General features: G+C 61.2%; 16 protein-coding genes. 10 read left to right on the top strand and 6 right to left on the bottom strand.

Annotated features, from left to right (window positions below; translation table 11 throughout):
• Positions 1 to 19 precede the first annotated feature (19 nt).
• Positions 20 to 196: a hypothetical protein gene (locus JQS30_RS09225; protein WP_213170001.1), complete on the bottom strand. Its 177-nt coding sequence runs from the start codon at positions 194 to 196 to the stop codon at positions 20 to 22.
• A 122-nt stretch (positions 197 to 318) separates the two neighbouring features.
• Here JQS30_RS09225 and JQS30_RS09220 point away from each other — a divergent pair, with 122 nt between their 5' ends.
• Both JQS30_RS09220 and hisS read left to right on the top strand, forming a co-directional pair.
• On the top strand, positions 319 to 999 hold the full coding sequence (locus JQS30_RS09220; RefSeq protein WP_213170000.1) for an MBL fold metallo-hydrolase: 681 nt from the start codon (positions 319 to 321) through the stop codon (positions 997 to 999).
• A gap of 115 nt (positions 1000 to 1114) precedes the next feature.
• Positions 1115 to 2449 (top strand): histidine--tRNA ligase, encoded by a 1335-nt coding sequence (hisS, locus tag JQS30_RS09215; RefSeq protein WP_213169999.1) that lies wholly within the window; start codon positions 1115 to 1117, stop codon positions 2447 to 2449.
• Positions 2450 to 2575: 126 nt separating this feature from the next.
• On the opposite strand, the gene JQS30_RS09210 is transcribed toward hisS, so the two are convergent.
• Positions 2576 to 3352: a flagellar basal body-associated FliL family protein gene (locus JQS30_RS09210; RefSeq protein ID WP_213169998.1), complete on the bottom strand. Its 777-nt coding sequence runs from the start codon at positions 3350 to 3352 to the stop codon at positions 2576 to 2578.
• Positions 3353 to 3742: 390 nt separating this feature from the next.
• Positions 3743 to 4438, bottom strand: a complete 696-nt coding sequence (locus tag JQS30_RS09205) for a hypothetical protein (protein ID WP_213169997.1) — start codon at positions 4436 to 4438, stop codon at positions 3743 to 3745.
• Positions 4439 to 5061: 623 nt separating this feature from the next.
• Here JQS30_RS09205 and gltB point away from each other — a divergent pair.
• From gltB to JQS30_RS09180, 5 genes are all read left to right on the top strand, one after another.
• The gene (gene gltB / locus JQS30_RS09200) at positions 5062 to 9597 is read left to right on the top strand and encodes a glutamate synthase large subunit (RefSeq protein WP_425498864.1); all 4536 of its coding nucleotides are present in this window, start codon (positions 5062 to 5064) and stop codon (positions 9595 to 9597) included.
• On the top strand, positions 9590 to 11050 hold the full coding sequence (locus JQS30_RS09195) for a glutamate synthase subunit beta (RefSeq protein WP_213169995.1): 1461 nt from the start codon (positions 9590 to 9592) through the stop codon (positions 11048 to 11050). Before gltB ends, JQS30_RS09195 begins: the two co-directional genes overlap by 8 nt.
• 145 nt (positions 11051 to 11195) lie before the next feature.
• Positions 11196 to 11537: a hypothetical protein gene (locus JQS30_RS09190; RefSeq protein ID WP_213169994.1), complete on the top strand. Its 342-nt coding sequence runs from the start codon at positions 11196 to 11198 to the stop codon at positions 11535 to 11537.
• A 183-nt stretch (positions 11538 to 11720) separates the two neighbouring features.
• On the top strand, positions 11721 to 13136 hold the full coding sequence (gene pyk / locus JQS30_RS09185; protein ID WP_213169993.1) for a pyruvate kinase: 1416 nt from the start codon (positions 11721 to 11723) through the stop codon (positions 13134 to 13136).
• A complete protein-coding gene (locus JQS30_RS09180) occupies positions 13133 to 14035 on the top strand; it encodes an acyl-CoA thioesterase (protein ID WP_343076208.1) in 903 nt (300 codons plus the stop codon). Before pyk ends, JQS30_RS09180 begins: the two co-directional genes overlap by 4 nt.
• A 267-nt stretch (positions 14036 to 14302) precedes the next feature.
• On the opposite strand, the gene JQS30_RS09175 is transcribed toward JQS30_RS09180, so the two are convergent.
• Positions 14303 to 16192 carry an AfsR/SARP family transcriptional regulator gene (locus JQS30_RS09175; RefSeq protein ID WP_213169991.1) on the bottom strand — a complete coding sequence of 630 codons (1890 nt, stop codon included), beginning with the start codon at positions 16190 to 16192 and terminating at the stop codon, positions 14303 to 14305.
• 273 nt (positions 16193 to 16465) lie between these two features.
• Here JQS30_RS09175 and JQS30_RS09170 point away from each other — a divergent pair, with 273 nt between their 5' ends.
• Entirely contained in the window at positions 16466 to 18121 is a 1656-nt protein-coding gene (locus tag JQS30_RS09170) for an MFS transporter (RefSeq protein ID WP_213169990.1), read from the top strand.
• A gap of 131 nt (positions 18122 to 18252) precedes the next feature.
• Here JQS30_RS09170 and JQS30_RS09165 read toward each other — a convergent pair whose 3' ends face one another.
• Positions 18253 to 19566 carry a S1 family peptidase gene (locus tag JQS30_RS09165; RefSeq protein WP_213169989.1) on the bottom strand — a complete coding sequence of 438 codons (1314 nt, stop codon included), beginning with the start codon at positions 19564 to 19566 and terminating at the stop codon, positions 18253 to 18255.
• 345 nt (positions 19567 to 19911) lie between these two features.
• Positions 19912 to 20454 carry a TetR/AcrR family transcriptional regulator gene (locus JQS30_RS09160; RefSeq protein ID WP_213169988.1) on the bottom strand — a complete coding sequence of 181 codons (543 nt, stop codon included), beginning with the start codon at positions 20452 to 20454 and terminating at the stop codon, positions 19912 to 19914.
• Between the two features lie 88 nt (positions 20455 to 20542).
• Between JQS30_RS09160 and JQS30_RS09155 the strand changes: the two genes are divergently transcribed.
• A complete protein-coding gene (locus JQS30_RS09155) occupies positions 20543 to 22144 on the top strand; it encodes an MFS transporter (RefSeq protein WP_213169987.1) in 1602 nt (533 codons plus the stop codon).
• A gap of 719 nt (positions 22145 to 22863) precedes the next feature.
• Entirely contained in the window at positions 22864 to 23601 is a 738-nt protein-coding gene (locus tag JQS30_RS09150) for a hypothetical protein (protein ID WP_213169986.1), read from the top strand.
• Positions 23602 to 23609: the final 8 nt, after the last annotated feature.

Below are 23609 nucleotides of genomic sequence, written 5' to 3'. Positions count from 1 at the left end.
TTCGCCCGTTGGTTAATGCTTACAGAACAAACTGCCAGACCACGTACGCGACCAGCAGCAGCATGATGATGGCTAGGCCGACGGTAGCCTTGACTCGTCGACTCCTACGGAACTTGGCGGCCAGTTTTGCCGTCTTACGGGCATTCGTGGCACGTTCCTTACGGCGTTGCATGTGTTTGCTCTTGGCTGGAGCCACCGTAGTCTCTCCTCGGATACGTCTAGATGGGGTTGTTTGGGCAGTGTATACGTACCCTCCGAGGTCGTTGATCACACCGGCTACCGGTAAGGTGGTCCCGGACGTGTAAGGGAGGGGACACAGTGCTGATTGACGCGGTTACATCGGAGATCTTCGGGACCAATTGTTATGTCATTGCCCCTTCCGAAGGGGCCGAATGCCTGGTCATCGATCCCGGTATTGGGGTTGGGGATCAGCTGGGGCAGCTCTTGGAAGCCCGAAGCCTGACCCCGGCTGCCATCTTGTTGACGCATGGCCATATGGACCACACTCATTCGGCGGCCGCTGTCAGCGACTCCTATGGGGTACCGGTGTTGATACACGCCGAGGATGCCCACCAGTTGGTCGATCCTTTCAGCGCCCTCGGCCCGCTGGGGGACATGGCTCGCCAGTTGGGCTGGACCGAGCCCAAGAACGTTGAGGTGTTCAGCGCCGACACCGAGCTTGAGTTTGGAAGCCTCCGGGTTTCGACGCTGCACGCGCCGGGGCACACGAGTGGTTCAACTCTGTTTTCGCTGGCCGGGGATGAGACGGTGGCCGCGTACTGTTTCACCGGAGACGTACTGTTCGCATCGACGATTGGTCGCACTGACTTGCCGACGGGCGACGATGCTCAGATGCGGCACACGTTGGCCACGGTCCTCTTGCCGATGGACGATGCCACGGTGTTCCTCCCCGGGCATGGGGAGCGCACGACGATGGATCGGGAACGCCGCTCTAACCCGTTTTTGCGCGATGTGGCGGGCCATAGCAGCGGTCGCTGACGGTTCTCCCACCTCGACATCTACTTTCCGCTACTTGTCATACCGTCGACGGCCTCCGCAGTTGCGGTGTGCCGTTTTTTCACTTTGACCAGATTTCTCGCAAGGAGTGACTCAAATGTCTCGACCTCAACCGCTCTCGGGATTCCCGGAGCTTCTGCCCGATCAACGCATCGTGGAGAGTCAGGTCATCGACCATTTGCGTCGTACTTTCGAGATGCATGGATTCGCGGAGATTCAGACGCGGTCTGTCGAGCCGCTCGATCAGCTTTTGCGTAAGGGAGAAACCTCCAAAGAGGTCTATGTCTTGCGTCGGCTGCAAGCCGAGGGTGAGGACGCCTCTGATGCGAAACTGGGTCTTCACTTCGATTTGACGGTGCCGTTCGCGCGGTATGTGTTGGAAAATGCCGGGAAGCTTCACTTCCCGTTCCGCCGCTATCAGATTCAGCCCGCTTGGCGCGGTGAGCGGCCGCAGGAAGGACGCTACCGGGAATTCTGGCAGGCAGATGTCGACATCGTGGACCGCGACAAGCTGCCTGGCCACTATGAGGTCGAACTACCTCTGGTCATCGCCGATGCGTTGCGTGGGCTGCCGATTCCTCGAGCCCGGATGCACGTGAACAACCGCAAACTCTCACAGGGTTTTTATCAAGGTCTGGGTTTGTCCGATCCGATGGAGACGCTGCGGATGGTCGACAAGCTGGACAAGATCGGCCCGGAGGCACTGTCGAAGCTGTTGCAAGAGAACCTGGGCGCGAGCCCTGACCAGGCTGAGGCTTGTTTGAAGTTGGCCGAGATCTCTAGCGCCGACACCTCCTTCGTGGAGCGGGTGCGTGCCTTGGGAGTCTCCGATCCGCTACTGGAGGAAGGACTGTCGGAGCTGTCGGAGTTGGTCGAGACTGCCGCCGAGGTATCGCCAGGCTTTGTGGTCGCCGATTTGCGCATCGCACGCGGATTGGACTACTACACCGGCACCGTTTATGAGACGTTCATGGAAGGGCGGGAGGATTTGGGTTCCATCTGCTCGGGAGGCCGCTACGACACGCTGGCATCCGATGGGAAGAACACATTTCCGGGAGTCGGGCTCTCCATCGGGCTGTCGAGGGCGTTGGTGCCGTTGTTGAAGTCCGGTCAGGTGAGGGCGAGCCGGTCAGTGCCAACGTGTGTACTCGTCGCGTTGCCAGCAGAGGAAGACCGGCGGGACTGCCAGCGGTTGGCGCAACGCTTGCGTAGCCGTGGCATCGCCACTCAGGTTTCTCCGGCAGCTAGCAAGTTCGGCAAGCAGATCAAGTTCGCCGACAAACGTGGCATTCCGTTTGTGTTGTTCCCCTCAGATGCCGGAAACGAGGTGCGCGATGTGCGCTCTGGCGAGCAGGTCCCCATCGACGCCGACACGTGGATGCCTCCCCAAGAGGATCTCACTCCGCAGGTACTGATGGGAGAGCAAAACTAGCGACGAAATGGCGGTGGGGAGCGACTCTCGATGTCGCTCCCCACCGCCATTGGCGTATCTGACCTGCTGCTCAGGCGGAGTGCCTCACTTTGCGGGCCAGGGTCGACCGGTGAACCTTGGAGTGTCTTAGTTGACTTCGGTCGCGCACCCGATCGCGAGGATCTCGTCGGCAGCCGGGTCCCAGGTGGTGCCATTGATCTGCGAGGTGTCGATCCAGAAGTACCAGTCGTACTCGGGAAGGTCCTGGCAGACCGCGTCGGCCGCGTCGGTGTGTTCATGGTCGTTCGGGTTGGGGTCGGCTGGGTTGGGGACCCAACGCAAAATCTTTACCTGTGCGGAGGGGTCGTTGCAGTCGACAATGACGTAGTAGTTCGGGTCATCGTCCAGGCACTCGCCCACTTCGGGAAGCGAGTATTCGCTGATGAGCGACTGCATCTCGGCGTCAGTTCCGGGCTCGTCGTCGGCCGGGTCGGGCGAATCGGTCGGCTCGGGGTCGTCGGTGTTCTCCTCGGACGCCTCAGAGGTTTCGGTGGCTTGCGGCGTGTCATCGTCGTCGTCGCCGAAGAAATAGAATCCGGCCCCAGCTAGGCCGATGACAAGGACAGCACCCAGAACCAGGGCAATCACGAGGCCAGTGCTGTTCTTCTTTTCCTGGTACGGGGCACCTGGCGGGTATCCGCCCTGCTGGTAGCCGCCAGGCTGCTGGTAACCACCTTGGGGATATCCGGGCTGCTGATAGCCACTGGCGGGTGGAGACTGCTGCTGGCCGTATACCGGTTGTGTGTACGGGTCCTGCGGAGGGTGCCCCGGCGCACCCTGCGGCTGGGTCGGGTGCGGCTGCTGCCCGTAGTTGGGTTGGGAAGGGCCACCTTGGTACGGGTTCTGGGGTGGTGGATAGGTCATAAGTTGGGTCTCCGCTTGCAGAATTTAGTCAGTCATTGCAGGGCTGGCGTTCCATCATATTGATCATGTGCCAATGGAGGCGACACCGACCCCACAGGCGGTGTGATGACCGCAGTGTAAAACGGCCGGATTGCTCACCGGAGGAGTCGCGATAGCTCGTCGTGGCAGCGGCCCCTCCCAGGCCGATCGCGGGCGTGCCGACCAGTGCTATCTGAGCTTGCCTTGTCCGCTTGGTTGGAAGCGGGACGAAGAACTATGCGGCAAACCTCAGGCGGCGGTCACGCTCCACAACAGTGAGGGGGAACGGGCCGGCACACCTACGATGTGGCGGCCCGAAAACGGGGTTAGTGGCACCGCCTGATTATGGCAGCGCTGGCTTATGCGCGAACGCTAGGCCTCAGTCAGGCACAGGACGTGAGTGACTCCGCCGTTGACGATGTCGGTGTTGGGCAACTCATGCCAATAGCCCATGGTCCAGTCGGTCCCCTCGCAGGTGGAATCGAGCAGGGCTTGGATTTCGGTTTCCATGATGTCGGCCCCCATGTGTGGGGTGTCGCTGAGGTGTTCGATCTTCAGCGTCTCGTATTCGGCCGCGGAATCCGAACAATCCACGACGAAGATCATGTTGGCGTCCACGCATTCACCAGCTGCGGGAAGCCGCAAGGTGAATCCGTCCGCGTCGGGCTTGTCCAGCGGAGCCAGGCACATCAAGTAGTAGATACTGCGATCTGTCTCGTCGTAGACGACGAACCAGTCATTCCAAGGGCCATGGTGGAAGTATTGGCCGCAGACCTCTTCGATCTTGTCGTAGTTGTCATAGAAGGAACCCATGAATGACATGGTGTCGTCGACATCAGTGGAGACTGCCGTGACTTCCCAGTAGGCGGTGGGGTCCTCGCAGGAGACGACATCGATGTCCTCGGCGCGCCTCTCCAGGTCTTCGGTGGTGCATTGGCCGGCATCGGCAAAGGGGTCGGTCATTTGCGTGGCGAACGAGCCGTCTTCATTGCGGCCATCATCGTCACTGGAGTCGGAGTCGGAGCTCAAGGCCCAACCGATTCCTCCGACCACGACGACACCGAGCACCGCGGCTCCAATGCGAACGAGCGTGCTCTTGGAACGTTGCGGAGGAGAAGGACTGAGATATCCGCCACCAGAGGCTGGTGGCGGATACTGGCCTGGGATGGGGGGTTGGCCCGGGGCCGGGGGTTGTCCTGGGGGTGGGGGCGTGCCATGTGCGTAGGGTCCGCCCGGGTGCGGCTGCGGACCGTGTGGGGACGGTTGGTGTGGTGGTTGCCCAGGGTGGGGAGGTTGCCCGCCCTGTGGGGGATACGTCATTATTCGGGATATTCCTGTTCTTAGAGCTGACTTTTGCTCATCTATGAGGTTCTTACTGTATAATGCGTCGTCTACCCGATCCCCGATGCCACCGCGGATCAAACTACTGGTCAGTGCCCAAATGCCAAGACGTGACTATGACTTTGCGCTTTCATGCCTTACACTCGTGGATCAACCCCGGCGCGATACCAGTTGGTAACTTCGCCGCAATTCATAAGGGTTACGACCGCAACACGGGCCGACGTCGTCCCGTAAGCCAACCGAGATGCCTTGAGCACGCTCGCACGCTATCTGTGACGACGAAGGAGGCCCCCTTGCCGACTCCTGCCAACGCGCGCCTAGTGGCTGCGCTAAAGACGCAACCGACCGCCGTGCCTCACTCAGGTGACGCACTCCCGCCCGCAACTCTTACCGGCCTCGATGCCCCATCGGGCCCACCTAGCGCCAGCCAAGGTCTCTACGACCCGCAATGGGAGCATGACGCGTGCGGTGTCGCTTTCGTCGTTGACATGCAGGGACGCAAGAGCCACCGCATCGTCGAGCAGGGCCTCGAAGCGCTCGTTCGCATGGAACATCGCGGAGCCACCGCGCCCGACCCCGATTCAGGCGACGGCGCGGGGATCATGCTGCAAATACCCGACTCCTATTACCGCAAACGCACCCGTTTTGCCCTGCCCGCCGAAGGCCACTACGCCACCGGTCTCGTCTTCACGCCGCACCGGGACCGCGCCACAATCCGCGTGCGTGAGATCGTGGAAAAATTTGCCGTTGCCGAAGGCTGCCGGGTCCTGGGCTGGCGTGAAGTCGACACCTGCCCGGGTTCTCTGGGGGACGCCGCCCGAGCCTCTGCCCCCCGCGTCAGTCAGGTATTCATCGCCCACGACCAGGACCTCTCCGGTCTTGAACTGGAGCGCGTCGCCTTTGCCGTGCGTAAACAGGCCGAACGGGAACTGCGGGAACGCCGACTAGAGGCATCCCTGGTCACGCTGTCCTCGCGCACGATTGTCTATAAGGGAATGCTTACGCCCGATCAGGTGGACCAGTTCTACCCGGAACTAACCGACCAGGCCCTGCATTCGGCGATGGCAGTGGTCCACTCACGCTTTTCGACCAACACCTTCCCCTCTTGGGCCCTGGCGCATCCCTACCGGATGGTAGCCCACAACGGTGAGATCAACACGATTCGCGGAAACCGCAACTGGATGAATGCCCGCCAGGCGCAGTTGGCCAGCCCCAACCTGCCCGGTCGCCTACGCCGACTTTTCCCGATCCTCACTCCCGGGGCCTCGGACTCAATGAACTTTGACGAGGCCGTCGAGCTACTGCATCTGGGAGGGCGCTCCCTTCCGCACGCGATGCTCATGCTGATACCGGAGGCGTGGGAGAACCACGTCACGATGGACCCCAAGCGCCGCGACTTCTACCGTTTTCACGCCAGCTTGACCGAACCGTGGGACGGCCCGGCATGCGTGACGTTCACCGACGGCACCCAGATTGGTGCCGTACTCGATCGCAATGGACTACGCCCCGCGCGCTGGTGGCGCACCAGCGATGATTTGGTCGTGCTCGCCTCCGAAGCGGGAGTGGCTGATATCCCACAGGCCAATGTGGTCGCCAAGGGGCGTTTGCAGCCGGGCCGCATGTTCCTTGTCGACACCGCCGAAGGGCGCATTGTCGAGGATGAGGAAATCAAGCACTCCCTGGCCATAGAGCACCCCTATGGCGATTGGCTGCACGCCGGGCGCATTCGGCTCGAAGAGCTTCCCGAGCGCGAACATGTCGTCTACGGCTCCGAGTCGGTGCGAAAGAGGCAACTGACCTTCGGTTACACCGATGAAGAGATGCGGCTGCTGCTAGATCCGATGGCGACCACGGCCGCCGAGCCGGTCGTCTCCATGGGCACCGACACTCCCATCGCCGCCGCCAGCCAACGTCCGCGGCTGCTGTACGACTACTTCACGCAACTATTCGCCCAGGTTACCAATCCACCTTTGGACGCGATTCGGGAAAAACTGGTGACCTCGTTGGGAACCACCATCGGGGCGGAGCACAACTTGCTGGACGCCTCAGCGGCCTCGTGCCGACAGGTGGAGTTGACTCGTCCGGTCATCGACAATGACGAACTGGCCAAGATTCTCGACATCAACGCCGACGGCGACATGCCCGGATTCAAAGCTGTGCGGGTATCGGGCCTCTATCAGCTGGAGCGCGGAGCCGACGGCATCAAGAACCGCCTCGTGGAGATCTGCCGCCATATCTCGGAGGCCATTGACGATGGAGTGCGGCTGTTCGTCCTCTCCGACCGGGATTCCACGGCTGACCTGGCTCCGATCCCATCCCTACTGTTGACCGCCGCAGTCCACCAGCACCTTGTACGCGAACAGACTCGCACCCAAGTGGCGCTCATCGTCGAGAGCGGAGACTGCCGAAGTGTCCACCACGCGGCCCTGTTGTTGGGTTACGGTGCCGCTGCCATCAACCCCTACTTGGCCTTCGAGTCCATCGAGGAGCGAGTAGAGGTCGGGCACCTCGACATCGCCGCCGAACAAGCCATCGAAAATTACATCCAGGGGCTGTGTACGGGCATCCTCAAGGTTATGTCCAAGATGGGTATCTCAACCGTGGCCTCCTACACGGGCGCGCAAGTGTTTGAGGCCAACGGGCTGGACGCTAACTTCGTCGCCCGGCACTTCACCGGTACGCCCACCCGTATTGGGGGAGCGACCCTGAAGGACATCGCCGCTGATGTGGCCCGCCGCCACGACCGAGCCTGGAAACAACCGGTCGACGTCGAGGAGCCCTTGGAACCGGGAGGGGAGTACCAGTGGCGCCGTGAAGGCGAGGTCCACCTTTTCAATCCCGAGACTGTCTTCCGGCTCCAACATTCCACCAAGTCAGGCCAGTACGAGGTATTCAAGCAGTACACCTCCGAAGTTGACAAACTTTCCGCCCAAGGCGGACACCTGCGGGGCCTGCTGGAGTTCACCGGCGCCAAGCAATCGATCCCCCTTGAGGAGGTTGAACCGGTTTCGGAGATTGTGCGTCGCTTCCACACCGGAGCCATGTCCTATGGGGCACTGTCGGCCGAGGCCCACGAAACCCTTGCCATCGCGATGAATCGGCTGGGAGGCCAGTCCAACTCCGGTGAAGGCGGCGAAGACTCCGAACGGATGCACGATCCGCGCCGACGCTCGGCGGTCAAGCAAGTTGCCTCGGGCCGCTTCGGAGTCACGTCCGAATATCTGGCCACGGCCGATGCCATCCAGATCAAGATGGCTCAAGGAGCCAAACCCGGCGAAGGGGGGCAGTTGCCAGGAGGCAAGGTCTATCCATGGATTGCCAAGACCCGCCACGCCACGCCTGGAGTGGGCCTCATCAGCCCTCCGCCCCACCACGACATTTACTCGATCGAGGACCTTGCACAGCTCATTTACGACCTAAAGAACGCCGGGGCCGGTGAAGCCGACGTGCATGTCAAGCTCGTCAGCGAGGTAGGCGTCGGTACCGTCGCCGCTGGCGTCGCCAAGGCCAAGGCCGACACGATCCTCATATCGGGAAATGACGGCGGCACTGGCGCCGCGCCCGCCAACTCGACCAAGCACGCCGGGACCGCCTGGGAGATCGGGCTAGCAGAGGCGCAACAGATCCTCGTGCGCAACGGCCTGCGCGACCGAGTCACCGTGCAAGTTGACGGAGCGATGAAAACGGGCCGTGACGTGGTCATCGCCGCGTTGTTGGGAGCAGAACAGTACGGCTTTGCCACCGCCCCACTTATCGTTGCCGGTTGCGTCATGATGCGCGTGTGCCATCTCGACACCTGCCCGGTCGGGGTCGCCACCCAAAACCCGGACCTGCGCTCCCGCTACTCGGGTAAGGCCGAGTTTGTCGAGAACTTCTTTCGCTATATCGCCCAAGAAGTGCGCGAATACCTAGCCCAGCTAGGCTTTCGCAGCCTTGAGGAGGCCGTGGGACATGTCGAACGCCTCAAGCAGGTCGCACCGACCGACGCGGGGTCGAAGCTGGCGAAGCTCGACTTGTCGGCAGTTCTGGCCATCCCACCGCAGGGACCCCGCCGTCGCTTCCGCAAGCAGGACCACGAATTGGAGGGCACACTGGGCGTTCGCCTAGCCCAGATGGCCGCCGACACGGTGGAGAGTGGAGAACCATTCACCGCAACTCTCGACATTCGCAATACCGATCGCTCGGTGGGAACCTACCTGGGCGCCAAGTTGAGTCGACGCCACCGCGCCGGGATGCCTGACAACACCATAGACCTGACTTTCAATGGCACCGCCGGACAGTCATTCGGCGCCTTCCTGCCCAAGGGCGTGACGTTCCGTTTGCACGGAGACGCCAACGACTACGTGGGTAAGGGACTCTCAGGTGGCATCATCTCGTTGCGACCGGCCCCTGAAGCGTCATTTGCCGCCGAGGACAACATCATCGCCGGTAACACGCTGCTCTACGGCGCTACCACCGGGGAACTGTATTGCCGGGGACAAGTCGGTGAACGCTTCGCTGTACGTAACTCCGGTGCCATGGCCGTAGCCGAGGGAGTCGGCGATCACGGCTGTGAGTACATGACCGGTGGAGTTGTGGCCATTCTTGGCCCCACCGGCCGCAATTTCGCCGCTGGAATGTCGGGCGGCGTCGCCTACATATGGCGGCTCGATGAGGCCAATCTCAACCCGGCCTTGGTTGAGATTGAGGACCTGGACGAGGACGACCAGCACACCCTCAACCGGTTGCTGTCACGCCATGCGCAGATGACCGCTTCTCCGGTGGCCAACCGTCTCCTAGCCGACTGGCCCAATTCAGTCGCCGCGTTCACAAAGATCATCCCCACTGAGTACAAGGACGTGCTGGCCCGCCAAGCGGCAACCGACAAGGAGGACCAGAATGCCTGATCCGAAAGGTTTTATGCAGCACGGACGCGCATTGCCGCCACGGCGACCTGTACCAGTTCGCATCATGGACTGGCGTGAAGTCTATGAAGGAGCCTCCGATGAGCTCATCACCAACCAGACCTCGCGCTGTATGGACTGTGGGATTCCCTTTTGCCACAACGGTTGCCCGTTGGGCAACCGTATTCCCGAGTTCAACGACCTGGCACGCACTGGCCGTTGGGACTCCGCGCTGGCTCAACTTCACGCGACAAACAACTTCCCTGAGTTCACCGGGCGCCTGTGCCCGGCACCGTGCGAGGCCGCCTGCGTACTCGGCATCGCCGATGAGGCCGTAACCATCAAACAAGTCGAAGTGGAGATCATCGACCGCGCTGGCCAGAAGGGCTTTGCCCCGCAACCGGTGGCGGGACCAACGGGCACGAGTGTGGCCGTGGTTGGTTCTGGTCCGGCTGGACTGGCCGCGGCCCAGCAGTTGGCTCGGGCCGGCCATACGGTTGCGGTGTTTGAACGCGATGCCAAACCGGGAGGGCTGCTGCGTTATGGCATCCCGGACTTCAAGTTGGACAAGGGCGTGCTGGACGCCCGGTTGCGCCAGTTGGAAGCCGAGGGTGTGGAATTTCGCTGCAACGTCAATGTCGGAATCGACATTTCCGCCGCGCAACTGCGCGCAGAGTTTGACGCGGTGTTGTTGACCGTCGGTGCGTTGGAAGGACGGGAAACCGACCAGCCTGGGAGGGAACTGGCCGGTGTCCATCAGGCGATGGAGCACCTGGTGGCGGCTAATGAAACGGTCGATGGAGTCCAAGACGCACCTAAGATTGACGCGCGCGACAAGCACGTGGTGATCATTGGCGGTGGCGATACGGCCGCTGACTGTTTGGGCGTGGCCCATCGACAGGGTGCCGCGTCGGTACGTCAATTGGACCTGTATCCGCAACCACCGCAGGAGCGCGATGCGCAACGCGACCCGTGGCCGGTGTGGCCGATGCTGTTGCGTAACTACCCGGCCCACGAGGAGGGCGGGGAACGCAACTTCGCCACTGCCGCCGCCGAGTTTGTCGGCGAGGACGGGGTGGTGACGCACATGCGCATTAGCGAGGTGACTGTAGACAAGTCAAACGGGAAGCGCGAGATCAATCAGGTGCCCGGGACCGAGCAGGTCGTCCCGGCTGACCTAGTGCTGTTGGCCATCGGTTTTAGCGGCACAGAGGAGCAGCCGTTGCTCGGACAGTTTGGCATCGAACGAAACCGCTGGGGGGCCTTGGACTGTGACGACGATTGGCAAGCCGCTGAGGGAGTCTTTGTCGCCGGAGACGCCCATCGGGGTGCCTCGCTCATCGTCTGGGCGATCGCCGAGGGGCGAGCCGTTGCCTCCGCGATTGACTCCTATCTGGGTGGCAACCGGAATCTTCCCGCTCCAGTGACCGCTCATCAGCAGCCGCTGACGGTCTGAGAGGCTCGCAAGCACTCGCACTGGGACGGAAGTGGCAGGGCCGATCTCGAGTTCACGTTGTGCCGCTTCTGGCAGAAGCATTGCGTGGCAACGGGATCGGCGATAGCGGTTGAATTGAGACACCGTTTGCCTCTAGGCTGACGGGGTGTCAGAAGAAACCGGACCCCGCCACAGCTTGGAATCCGTGCGTGCCTCGGAGCGCTACGGAAAGGCAATCTGGGGCTACCGCATCTATTACACGGGAATGATCGCGGCCCTAGGGCTGCTCGTCGTGTCGTGTGCGACAGCCAACGCGCCATCGTCGGCGTTGGCGATTACGGCGCTTGTTGTCGGTTTGGTAGGAATGGCCTATGGATCGGCGAAGTTGCGCGCTGACTATCGGCGATACATGGAAGACGTCAAAGTCGACGACTTCGCTGAATTGCGTCTGCGGCGAGCGAAATGGCAGCAGGCGCTCATTCGTGATGCGTTTATGGGGCGGGATTGATCACAACTACTGTGCATAACGCGCCATATCTTTGTCGGTAACGATCCTTATCGGGACTGAAACCATTCTTCGATGCCCTGAACTGGCTTTTCTGTGATCAGTGGAGGAATCGGGCACCAGCAATATGAATATTGTTCCGCTATCGCGTGGCAGTGAGATAAGTCAATCGACTAAGCTCACAGAGTGACTCGTAGAGCTAAGATTGTATGCACGATTGGTCCGGCGACGGCTACGCCCGAACGTATGTCAGCGTTGATAGACGCTGGCATGAATGTCGCCCGAATGAATTTTTCCCATGGCACGCAAGCAGACCATGAGTCGGTATATCGCATGGTGCGACAGGCGGCTGACGAAGCTGGAAAACCGGTCGCCATTCTCGCCGACTTGCAGGGACCGAAGATCCGCCTGGGTCGGTTCGCCGAGAGCAAAGTCGAGTGGAATGCCGGTGACCGGGTCTTCATTACCTCCGAAGACATCGAAGGTACCGCCGAGCGTGTCTCCACCACGTATAAGAAGCTGCCTTCCGAGACCCGCAAGGGCGACAGACTGCTGGTTGACGATGGCAAGTTGGCGCTGGAAGTGCTCGGCGTCGAGGGCGAGGACATTGAATGTCTCGTGGTGGAAGGCGGCCCGGTCTCTGACAATAAAGGCCTATCGTTGCCCAATGTGGCCATTAGTGTTCCCGCGCTCTCCGAAAAGGACATCGCCGACCTAAAGTTCGCCCTTGACCTTGGGGTCGACCTGATAGCGATGTCCTTTGTGCGGTCCCCCGAGGACGTCCGCTTCGGGCACAAGATCATGGACGAGGTCGGCGTGCGTCGTCCGATCATCGCCAAGATTGAGAAGCCCGAAGCCGTGCAGCGCCTGCGAGAAATTGTGCTGGCCTTCGACGGCATTATGGTGGCTCGTGGTGACCTGGGAGTGGAGATGCCGCTCGAAGAGGTGCCGATGGTGCAAAAGGCCGCAATTCAGCTCTCGCGCGAGAACGCCAAGCCCGTCATCGTGGCGACCCAGATGCTGGATTCGATGATTGAGAACGCGCGACCGACCCGCGCTGAAACCTCCGACGTGGCTAACGCTGTGCTCGACGGCGCGGATGCGGTCATGCTCTCAGGTGAGACCTCAGTGGGCCGTTACCCGATCGCGACCGTGCGCACGATGGCGCAGATCGTCACCAGAACCGAGGAAGGACCCTTCACTCCGCCTTCGTTGGAGCACGCCCCCCGCACCAAGCCCGGCGCGGTCACGGCGGCGGCAGCCTCTCTTGCCGAAGCCCTGGGTGCTAAGGCATTGGTCGCCTTCACTCAGACCGGCGACACGTTGCGGCGCATGTCGCGGTTGAAGCCCGACATGCCGCTCTATGGGTTCACTCCGATTGAGTCGGTGCGCAATCAGCTATCACTGTCCTGGGGTACCTCGGCCTATCTGGTCGAATACGTCGACCACACCGACGCGATGTTCGAACAGGTAGATGCGGCGATGCGAGACAATTCGCTCGCCGAGACGGGGGACACCGTTATCATCGTGGCAGGGTCGCCTCCGGGAACTCCGGGGTCGACCAACACAATTCGCGTGCACCGGATAGGTGGAGACGAATAACAGTGGTGGAAGTACTGGTAGGACAGGACGCGGTGGATGAGCTGCTGCATGTCCTCGACCTCGAGAAGATCGATGCGAACTTGTTTCGTGGCAGGCGTGCGACTACCGAGTTGCAGCGAGTCTTTGGTGGACAAGTAGCCGCACAGGCTCTCGTCGCCGCAGGCCGCACGGTCGCTGCCGACCGCAATGTGCATTCGCTGCACGGTTACTTCGTGCGGCCGGGTGACCCGAAACGCCCCATCATCTACTCGGTCGATGTCATTCGTGACGGCCGGTCGTTCTCGGTGCGCCGCGCGACCGCTTTGCAGGGCGGAAAGCCGATCTTCTTTATGTCGGCTTCCTTTCACATCGGAGAGGTGGGGCTCGAACACGGCGACCCGATACCGCCCGATGTGCCGCAGCCCGAAGACACCCCCTCGTTGCATGAGGTGTTGAAAGCGCATCCCGATCGACTAGGAATTTGGGCGCGAACGCCTCGCCCGATCGACGTGCGCTATGTGGGCCAGTCGGGCTATGCCGCTGTGGGGCAACGTCCGGCCGCGGCCGAACAGCGGGTATGGATGAAGGTCGACGGGAAACTGCCCGACGACCAGCTGGTGCATTCGTGCATGCTTGCCTACGCCTCGGATCTGACGTTGTTGGACACGGTGTTGAATCAACACGGCCAAGTATGGGGACCAGGTGGATACTTGGGCACCAGCTTGGACCACGCGATGTGGTTCCATCGGCCGTTCCGCGCCGACGAGTGGTTCCTTTTCGATTCTTCGAGCCCAACCGCTTCCCTGGGACGTGGATTGGCCCGGGGAGAGTTCTACACCAGCGATGGCCGCCACGTGGCCTCGGCGGTACAAGAGGGACTGTTGCGCGAAATGCCTTCGGTCCCAGCCGGAGTGCCGTAGGCAGACTCGCCCAGCGGCCATATCGAGTGCGTTCCCGCTCTCAGCGGGCCAACATCGCTCTATGCTTGCCGGCGCTCGGCCACAGCTTGGCCGAGCGCCGGCAAGCTGTGTTCATTGCCCGATTCTCCACGTGCGCTACCTGAAAATAGTGCTAAGTCTTCGCCACCGGGCGAATGGCTGGCACCGAGACGGCGAACCCACTGGGATATAAGGAACCGACCGCTCGTAGGGTTTCCGCATCGCGAACTCGGCCGCCACTTGGTCCAGCTAGCGCCTGGCTAGTCGCGCCGCTCGTTGCGCCCGACGCATGATGTCATCGAATTCGCCCGATTGGCGCAGCTTGGACCGGCCAAAGTTTGCGGTCGTCTCCAACATCGCATAGCGCACACCGGCATCGGTGGTGGTGAGCTGCAACAGTGACTGGTCGACTAGCTCGGCAATGATCTCGTCGATGTGGACCAGCGATAGCGCACTGTCTCCGCATAGGGCGACTGCCTGCGTGAGGGTGAATGGTCCACGGAACGCAGACAGCCGTCGCACCACCATTCGTTGGTCTTCATTGAGCAGTGACCAGCTCCATTCGAGAGTGTCGCTCATCGTGCGCTGTCGGTCCGGGACCCCCCAGCGCCGCACCGGCGGCAGCGGGACGCCTCCGTTGAGACGGCGCGCCAGCTCCGCGATGCCCAAAGTCGCAACCTGGCTCGCGGCCAACTCCAACGCCAGTGGCAGAGCGTCCAAACGGCGACAGATCGCCTCCACTTGATCGATGTTGTCCTCGGTCAGAGCGAAGTCAGGCGCCGAGGCCGAGGCTCGTTGCCGGAACAACTCCATGGCTCCCGATACCGTCGCGGTGTCAGGAGAGGGCAGCCCCAACGGGGCCACCGGCCATCGTTGCTCGGCCGGGATATGTAGAGGGGCGCGACCAGTGGCCAGAACCGACACTCCTGGAACCGCGTGCAGCAAGTCAGAGACCACCTGGGCCGCGGCCGGGCGAACATGCTCGTAGTTATCCAAGACGAGGAGGAAGTCCTGCCCACGCAACACATGACCTAGGCATTCGCGCAGCGTGATTGGTTGATCGTCGGTGCACGGCGGCGGGGGACCGGTGAACTGGGCAGGCAGCGCGCGAATAATCGCATAGGCGATGTCGTCAACCGTCCACTCACATGTGGCTCGCTGCTGTCCGGGGACGGTTCCGAGCTCGACGAGCCAGGCCGGGCGCTGGCGGTCGCGGGTGTGCTCTCGGGCCACCTGGAACGCCAACCGGGTCTTTCCCACCCCGCCGGGCCCCACCAGGCTGACCAGCCGGTGCTGCTCAAGGAGAGACGTTATGTCCTTTACGTCACGTTCTCGTCCGATGATGCAGTTGAGGTCGGCTGGCAAGTTCCCGCTGTGGCATTCCTCGTGCGATAGACGCGAATCGTGGCGCAGAATGTCGAGATATAGCGACCGCAGTCGGGGCCCGGGCCTTAGCCCAGAATCCTCGTCCAGCCGGGAGCGTAGCTGGTGAAACGACTCCAGTGCCTCCTCGTGTCGTCCCACCAGATACAACGCTTCCATGTGCAACGCGCGCAATGTCTCGCGGCGGGGATGATCCCCGACCAGTTCCGCAATTTCGGGGATCGCGTCGGCTTGTTCGCCCAGCTCGACCTTGGCGGCGAGGCGACGTTCTTGCGCTATCAGCCTCAGCTCCTGCCAGCGATTAATCGCCGAGAGCGCGAATGGCTCTGAGGCCAGCTCACCGAGCGCGTCTCCGCGCCACAGCGCGAGAGCCTGTTCGGCTGCCTGGACCACTGAGTGCGGATTGTCGGAGTTGTTGCATTGGTTTACCAGTTCGGCGAATCGGCCCGCGTCCACAGCGTTCTTGTCGACGTCGAGTTGGTATCCACCGGCAATGTGTCGCACGAGCTTTCGCCCACCGGCCTCGGCCGACTCTAGGTCACGCCGTAGTTGGGAGACCTTCGTCTGGAGGGCGGCCGTGGGTTTGGCGGGAAGTTGCCTTCCCCACAGGCTGTCGATGAGGCAATCAGCCGACACGACTCGACCGGGTTCGAGAATCAAGGCGGCCAAGAGAAGCCGAACTTTACGTTCTCGCACTTCAACGGGTGATCCATCGTCGGTCCAAACCTGGAGGGGACCGAGTACTCCAAACTGCATTGCTCAACATTATCCGCCCTGGGGGGAATTTTTGCCGGGCTGGAAAGACGGGCCGTAAGAAAACTGAAATGCGATCGTCAGTCACAGATTGCATCATGGGTATTGCTCGCGATGGCGAGTGGGAAACCTACTGAACCATTTCGTCGGTTCGAAGGCGGTATAGCCGCCCATGCTGCTGAAACAGTCAATGGGAGATCGCCGACAACTGCCCGACGGTCCCCCATAGCCGTGGTCTGGCGCTGGGGCCGACACCACCAAACTTGGAGAACACTCATGCGAACTTCCGTCACCGTGCCAGCGCGAGCTGGGACCAAGGAGTGGCTGGGCTTGGCAGTGTTGACACTGCCGACCCTTTTGCTGGCTTTGGATTTGAGCGTGCTGCACATGGCCGCCCCTCAGCTGAGCACTGACCTGTCGGCCAGTTCCACCCAGTTGCTGTGGATCTTGGACATTTATGGATTTATGATCGCTGGCTTCCTGGTCACCATGGGGACGCTAGGCGACCGGATCGGCCGTCGCAGACTGCTCCTGATCGGGGCGGCAGCCTTTGGTCTGGCCTCGATCTTGGCGGCCTATTCTCAGTCGGCCGAGATGCTTATTGTCACCCGTGCCCTGCTCGGTATCGCCGGGGCCACCCTGATGCCCTCGACCCTGGCGTTGATCTCGAACATGTTCCATGACGCCAAGCAGCGTTCCTTGGGCATAGCCGTGTGGATGATCGCCTTCACTGGAGGTACTGCCATTGGGCCGATTGTCGGCGGGGTCATGTTGGAGCACTTCTGGTGGGGCTCGGTCTTCCTCTTGGGCGTTCCCGTTATGGCTCTGCTGCTGATTCTTGGTCCCATCATGCTGCCGGAGTTCAAGGATGAGAAAGCTGGGAGCTTGGACTTGATCAGTGTGGGTCTGTCGCTCGCGGCTATTCTGCCGATCATCTTCGCGCTGAAGGAATTCGCCAAGAATGGTCCGGAGCCCTCGGTGTTGATCGCGGCTGTCATCGGAGCCGGGTTCGGATACTTTTTCCTGAAGCGTCAGCGACAGCTGGCCGACCCACTGCTGAACTTGACTCTTTTTGCCAACCGTGCCTTCGGCACCACTCTGGCTTTGATGATGTTGACACTTACCCTGGTATCGGGCATCATCATGGCCTTCGTTCAGTTCGCGCAGCTCGTGAAGGGCTATTCGGCCCTGGAGACTGGCCTATGGCTATTGCTGCCGATCGTGGTCAATATTGTCGCCTCGATCCTGGTGCCGATTGCCGCCCGCTATGTGCGCCCGGCGTTGTTGGTCGGTCCCGGCATCATGGTCGCCGCACTGGGATTGGCCATTCTCACCCAGCTGTCCGCCGACGGCGGGATGGCCGTGTTGATGACCGGTGTAGTTCTGGTGTTCTTGGGAACGGTGCCGATGATCGTCTTGGGCACCAATCTGGTTGTCAGCTCGGCTCCGAAACATCAGGCTGGGTCCGCCTCGTCGTTGTCGGAGACCGCCGGGGAATTGGGGGCCGCGCTCGGGGTGGCGGTCTTCGGAAGTGTGATGACAGCCGTCTATGTGCGGGATATGAGTGCGGCCGATCTGCCAGGTGACGTTCCGTCTTCCGCGCTGGACAACTTGGCTGCGGCAAGCATGGCGGCTACCCACCTGAGTGAGAACGTCGCGGTGGCGCTGCTGAGCCAGGGACAAGAGGCGTTCACCTCCGGAATCGTCATCGGTGCACTCGGTGGGGCGATTGCGCTGGTCATCCTGGCTGTCTTTGGATTGATCGCATTGCGGTCGGTGCCGGTGATCGGTGCTGATGACGCAGCGGAGGTTGCTGCCGAGAGCGCGACCGCGACCGAAGGTGACAGCCTTGAGGGCGCCTCGACAGTGGCTGTGGGTGAGACTGTGACCGAATCGGCGAGGCGTGGCACCTCCTCCGGATTGGGTGCATAGCGACCAAAGTCCTGCTTGAACCAAAGACGAAGGGCAAAAGCCAGTGGTCGGCAATCCACGGATTGCCGACCACTGGTGATGTTAAGGGCGCGGCGGGACACGCATCCGGCTCTCTAAGCTGCCGGTAGGCGCTATGAGGTGGTGGGAGGCGTCGCTCCACCTAGGGTCAGGTTCCACGCGTTCAGTATCGGGTTGATGGGCTGTATGAAGGTGGTTCCGCCCATCGAACAGTTGCCTGAGCCACCCGAGACGATTCCCTGGGCGTGAGCGCTACTGATCACCGGAGCACCAGAGTCTCCAGGCTCGGAGCATATATTGGTCCGCGTGAGACCCCGGACCATTCCCTGGGGGTAGGTTACGGACACATTGCGCGCCTCGATAACCCCACAGCTGATTCCATGCAACATCGAGTACTTACATACCGTGGCACCGACCGGAGCCTCTTTGCTGCCTTGAATCTGCACGACATGGCTGGCCGCGCGTACTGCGTTCATCATCGTCTTGTGCGGGGGAACGTCAACGACCGCCGCGTCACTACCGGGGAAGACCGACTGAGTGAATATGCTTCCCTCAGCAGTTCCATGGGTGACGGTGGTACCAACCGAACCACAGTGTCCAGCCGTGACGAATGCGGCGCCACCGTTGGCCTTGATCACGCCAAATCCCACGGTGCAAACTCCGCCAGCGTGGTAGGTGTCGCCGCCGTAAATGTGGTTGGGATTGTCGTCGAATCGTGGTTGGAGACCAACCTGGGTCTCGGCGTCTAGGTCGGCCAGAAACGTCTCGTTGCCCTCGTCGCGCACGTCGACGGTGTAGGCATCACTGGGGATTCCCTCCCGCGCGGCAAGCTCCTCGATCGGTTCGGAGTCGACAGCTTCGACAACGGCGAGGTTTCCCATGACATTGACGAATCCGCCATGGATGCCTGGACCGTTGATCCGCATCTCGCCATTGTCGCGTTCCGAATCAACGTCGTCAGTCTCTAGTTGGGATGGTGAAGCCAAGCTGTCGGCTTCGGAATGGTCCTCAGCTGGATTGACCAAGAGGTCAACGTACTCGGCGAGCTCACTGACCGTGTAGTTCACCTCGACGGTGGTGGCCCGCGGATCAACGATGGCCTTTGCGTCGGTGGTGGCGAGGAAGATCTCCTCAGCAGTTTCGTCGACCCACACACCACCGAAGTTCGGATGGTCGTGCCACTGTTCCTCCACCTCTGAGGCAAGGTCCTGCACGGCCAGTCGGTTATAGACTTCGGCGGGTGTCTCTTCGTTCGCCTCGGCCATGGCCTCGACGATTCTGGGGTCAACTGGGCTAACTGCGTCGGCGCGGGGGTCACCTAGTTCGATGATCTCCTGATCAGCATGGGCGGCGGTATGGAATGTAAAGACGCTGGCCACGGCGATGGTGGCAGCCGCGCCAACGGCGAAAGTTCTGCGTAGTTTCATCGTGCGTGCCTTTCAAGGGGGTAAGCACAAGCAGCCATGTGTCAGGTTGGGAAACCTCAAGGACACGAATTGGTTGGTTGACAGGGCACCCATCAGACTATGCAATTCGCGCCGAAATATCAATATATACAACAGTTTCGATTGCTCATCGTCGCTCAGTGGGAGCAGGTTGAATACCGAGGTCAGAGCTAATTAGCAGGTAAATCCCCTGTGGAATACTTGTCAGTAACTTTTAAAGAGTGGTGCGCTGACGTCACGCCGAAGCCACACGCTGTCACGTAGGTAGCTGCCTGGCGGGGGCATGGGGTGGGTCATGTCCCAGGTGTGAGGCACGGCCATGTGGCCTCATGCTTGCTTGTCGACCTCAACGAGGGAAACCAGTCGCTCCACCACCGCGTCGATAACCTCGGGGCCCGCTTGGGGAAGCCCGGAGATCGCGGTGAGGAATAGGCCATCCCCGACCAGGCGAATGATGCCCAAGAGAGCTGGATCGTCAACCTCTTCGGCCAAAAGTACAGACCACTCGTTGAATACGTAGTGCAAATGCTCCACGGCCTCATCGGTGAGGTCTTCCCGGCGGCCTTGCAGTGCGGTCAATAGCGCCCAGTAGCCCGCCTTGCCCTCTGTCGATTCCGTGATCGACGAGCGCAGGAATCCCTCCACGATGCCTTGTTGGCGGGCCCGCGCGAACTCCAGTTCTTCGGCCTCGCGTAGCCGCTTGGCGAGCCCGGTGTAGAGCGCGCTCTTGCTGGGGAAGTGATAGAGCAGCCCCCCTTTGGAGACTCCGGCCGCGGCGGCTACGGCCTCGAGCGTCACCGCCGCCGTACCGTCATTGACCAGGATGTCCTGGAGGGCATCGAGAATTAGGTCACGCTTATTGGTTTTCACCTTGAACATCCTAAACGAGTCGCGGTACTATACCGACCAGACGGTTTTATTTACCGTCCAGACGGTACACTAATGTTACGAGGAATCGATGACTACCGGCAACGTCTCCACCGAGACGATCACCCACGACAACTCCTTCTCCGGCGAGGAACCCCGCGCTGGCCTGCGCCAATGGCTCGGCCTAGCCGTGCTTACCCTTCCGGTCCTGCTTATCGCCATCGACATGACAGTGCTCGGCTTTGCCGTGCCGCACCTGAGTGAGGACCTCTCACCGACCAGCGCTCAAATGCTGTGGATCGTGGACGTCTACGGATTTGTACTGGCTGGCCTACTCATCACCATGGGCTCACTTGGCGACCGGATCGGCCGCCGCCGGCTGCTCATGATTGGTGCGGTCGGCTTCGCCGTCGCCTCAGTCGTGGCCGCTTATTCGCAATCAGCCGAAATGCTCATCGCCGCGCGCGTGCTGCTGGGAGTCGCCGGAGCGACCCTCATGCCATCGACCTTGTCGCTGCTACGCAACATGTTCCCCAACGAAAGTCAGCGCCTGCTGGCCATCGCCATCTGGGCCTCCGCCTTCTCCGGTGGAATGGCCGCTGGCCCGCTGGTGGGCGGATGGCTACTCGAACACTTCTGGTGGGGTTCGGTCTTCCTGCTCGCCGTTCCGGTCATGGTCGTCATCATCGGAGTGGGGCCGCTGGTCCTACGCGAATCACGCAACCCCGAACCAGGCAAATTCGACTTCCCAAGTGTGGTGCTGTCGCTAGCGGCAATGCTGCCGGTCGTCTATGGCGTCAAGAAACTAGCCACCGGTGACAACCTGGCCCTGGCGTTGACCGCATTGGTCGCTGGTCTGGCCGTGGGGGCATGGTTCGTACGCCGCCAATTGCGACTGCCACACCCGCTGATCGATGTCCGGCTGTTTACCATCCGCACGTTCTCCGCTTCGGTGGCGACCAACCTGATGATTGTCTTCTCGATGGTCGCGGCCCTATTCTTCCTCACGCAATATCTCCAAATCGTCTTGGGCATTTCCCCGTTTAACGCGGGGCTGGTGCTGTTGCCAGGCCTGGCGCTCTCCGTCGTCACCAGCTTCATCGCGGTGCGACTGTCACGGTGGATGGGGCTGCGCGCCATTATCCTCATGGGGTTGACGACCGTGTTGGCTGGATTTGTTGCCCTCACCCAACTACCGGAATCCGATGGCGCTATCTTCGTCGCCGTGGCGTTTGGCCTGATCGGTGTGGGGATCGGGCTGGCGGAGACGGTTACCAACGGTGCGATCCTCACCGCGGCTCCGCCCGCGCGTGCCGGAGCTGCCTCGGCGATCTCGGAGACCGCCTACGAATTGGGCGGTGCTTTGGGGGTCGCGATCCTGGGAAGTGTCCTGTCGGCGTTTTACCGTTTCCACCTGCCCGCCGAGGCTCCCGCGGCCGCGAAGGAGACCTTGGGCGGTGCGGTGAATGCTTCACGCGGCATGGAGGCTGAGGAAGGGGCGGCCCTTATGGACGCGGCCAACACCGCGTTCACCAACGGTATTCACCTCACCTCCGCCATCGGTGCGGCACTAGTGGTGCTGGCGATGATCATGGTCGCTACGACGTTGCGGAAGAAACACATGCGTCCTTCGCCGCCACCGGATCACTCCCAGTCCGATCGACCCGTCGCCGTGCTGGCCGGACGCGAGTAATACAACTTGGTCCCAGTGTGCCCGGGCGTTGAATTGTCCGGGCACACTGGCCTGTCACGGGGAAGCAATGAAAGAGAATGATGTGATTGAACTGGTAGGCGAGCTGCCAAGGAAGGCTTGAAGGCTGGCGCCATTGCTCACATTTACATCGAACCCAAACCAGCCTTTGAAGTCGAGTTCGTCGATAGCGACGGGTGCAACAGCTGTGGCCACACTTTTGTCAGGCTAACTAAGGCTGCAATGGAGCACATGACCTACTCCTACCGACGGTGGTCAATCCGCCGAGACCCGGCAGTATCTGCCTCACCCTGGTCGGACACCTCGTCGATGTCAATGGTGAAGCCTACCGCTGCATAGTCCCCTAAGGACGATTCACGCGACAGCCCGAATGCCACCTTCCCCGCATGGGGGCGACTTCGAGGACCACGCCAACCTTAATCAGCGCCCAGTGGGAGCAAGCATGAGAAATTCGTCTGCGACCAGAAGGCCGCTGCGCCAAGACCTCACTGTCCAAAGCCCCAAGTGCTGGGGCCTAGAGGGCCTAGAACCGACTTTGCGTGCAATAGGCGCCTTCTCCCACTTCGCCCGATGCCCAAGGGCATGTGAGAAGGCCGTTGGCTGGGCATATGAGGCAAATGATTGGATGTTCACATGATGGGTACGGTAGTTGCCCCTTCGGCTTAAGATGGGGCAAGATCACCGCATTGAGAGAGGTTTCTATGGCATATCCACCACCGCAGCAACAGATGCATCAACCCGCAGGGCCCCCGCCTCGCCCCGGAGTCGTCACGGCCGCGGTGTGGCTGATGTATGCCACCGCCATTAGCTTGGTCATTTCCGGCATCGGGTTCATTTCGATGCGAGGAGAAGTCAGAGACCTGGCGGAGTCGGCGATCCGCGAATCGGGCGAACAGTTGTCGGCCTCCGACATGGAGATGATCGATACCGTCGTCCTGATGATGCTGGTGTTGGTCGCTATCCTACTGTTCGTCTTCGCCTCGTTCTATGCCATCTTGGCTCTGCTCAACAGTAAGGCCAAGCGGCCTGCTCGTATTCTGACCTGGATTTTGGCCAGCATCGGGTTGGCATGCTGTGGGCTGCCAGGCGCCTTTGGTCAGCGTGATGCCACGATGCAGGTGTCCTCAGGAGACGAACAAGTCGAAGCCGAGGTTATGGAAGCCTTTGAACAGGCTATTCCGGCCTGGCTGGAGATCAACGAGTACATTCAGCTGGGTCTATTGCTGCTGGGCTCCATCCTCATTATCGTGTTCTTGGCACTGCCCGCGGCCAACCAGTTCTTCCGCAAGCAGCCGCCCGCCGGTGGCATGCCCCCGGGCTACCCGCCCCACGGGTATCCGCCCGCCGGGCCCAATTACCCGCCTCAGGGGCCCAACTATCCGCCGCACAACCAGGGGCCAACGGGTTACACCGACACCTCTGGTCCGGGCAATCAATAGTCCACATC

The sequence above is a fragment of the Natronoglycomyces albus genome (assembly GCF_016925535.1).
Taxonomy (GTDB): domain Bacteria; phylum Actinomycetota; class Actinomycetes; order Mycobacteriales; family Micromonosporaceae; genus Natronoglycomyces; species Natronoglycomyces albus.
Note: the sequence above shows the minus strand (reverse complement) of the source record. Positions and strands in the feature narration are given on the sequence as shown.

Excerpts from the sequence above, each read along its gene's own strand:
- JQS30_RS09165 (WP_213169989.1), bottom strand. The coding sequence starts at position 19,566 with ATGAAACTACGCAGAACTTTCGCCGTTGGCGCGGCTGCCACCATCGCC.
- JQS30_RS09195 (WP_213169995.1), top strand. The coding sequence starts at position 9,590 with ATGCCTGATCCGAAAGGTTTTATGCAGCACGGACGCGCATTGCCGCCA.
- JQS30_RS09155 (WP_213169987.1), top strand. The coding sequence starts at position 20,543 with ATGACTACCGGCAACGTCTCCACCGAGACGATCACCCACGACAACTCC.
- hisS (WP_213169999.1), top strand. The coding sequence starts at position 1,115 with ATGTCTCGACCTCAACCGCTCTCGGGATTCCCGGAGCTTCTGCCCGAT.
- JQS30_RS09210 (WP_213169998.1), bottom strand. The coding sequence starts at position 3,352 with ATGACCTATCCACCACCCCAGAACCCGTACCAAGGTGGCCCTTCCCAA.
- JQS30_RS09170 (WP_213169990.1), top strand. The coding sequence starts at position 16,466 with ATGCGAACTTCCGTCACCGTGCCAGCGCGAGCTGGGACCAAGGAGTGG.
- JQS30_RS09175 (WP_213169991.1), bottom strand. The coding sequence starts at position 16,192 with ATGCAGTTTGGAGTACTCGGTCCCCTCCAGGTTTGGACCGACGATGGA.
- JQS30_RS09150 (WP_213169986.1), top strand. The coding sequence starts at position 22,864 with ATGGCATATCCACCACCGCAGCAACAGATGCATCAACCCGCAGGGCCC.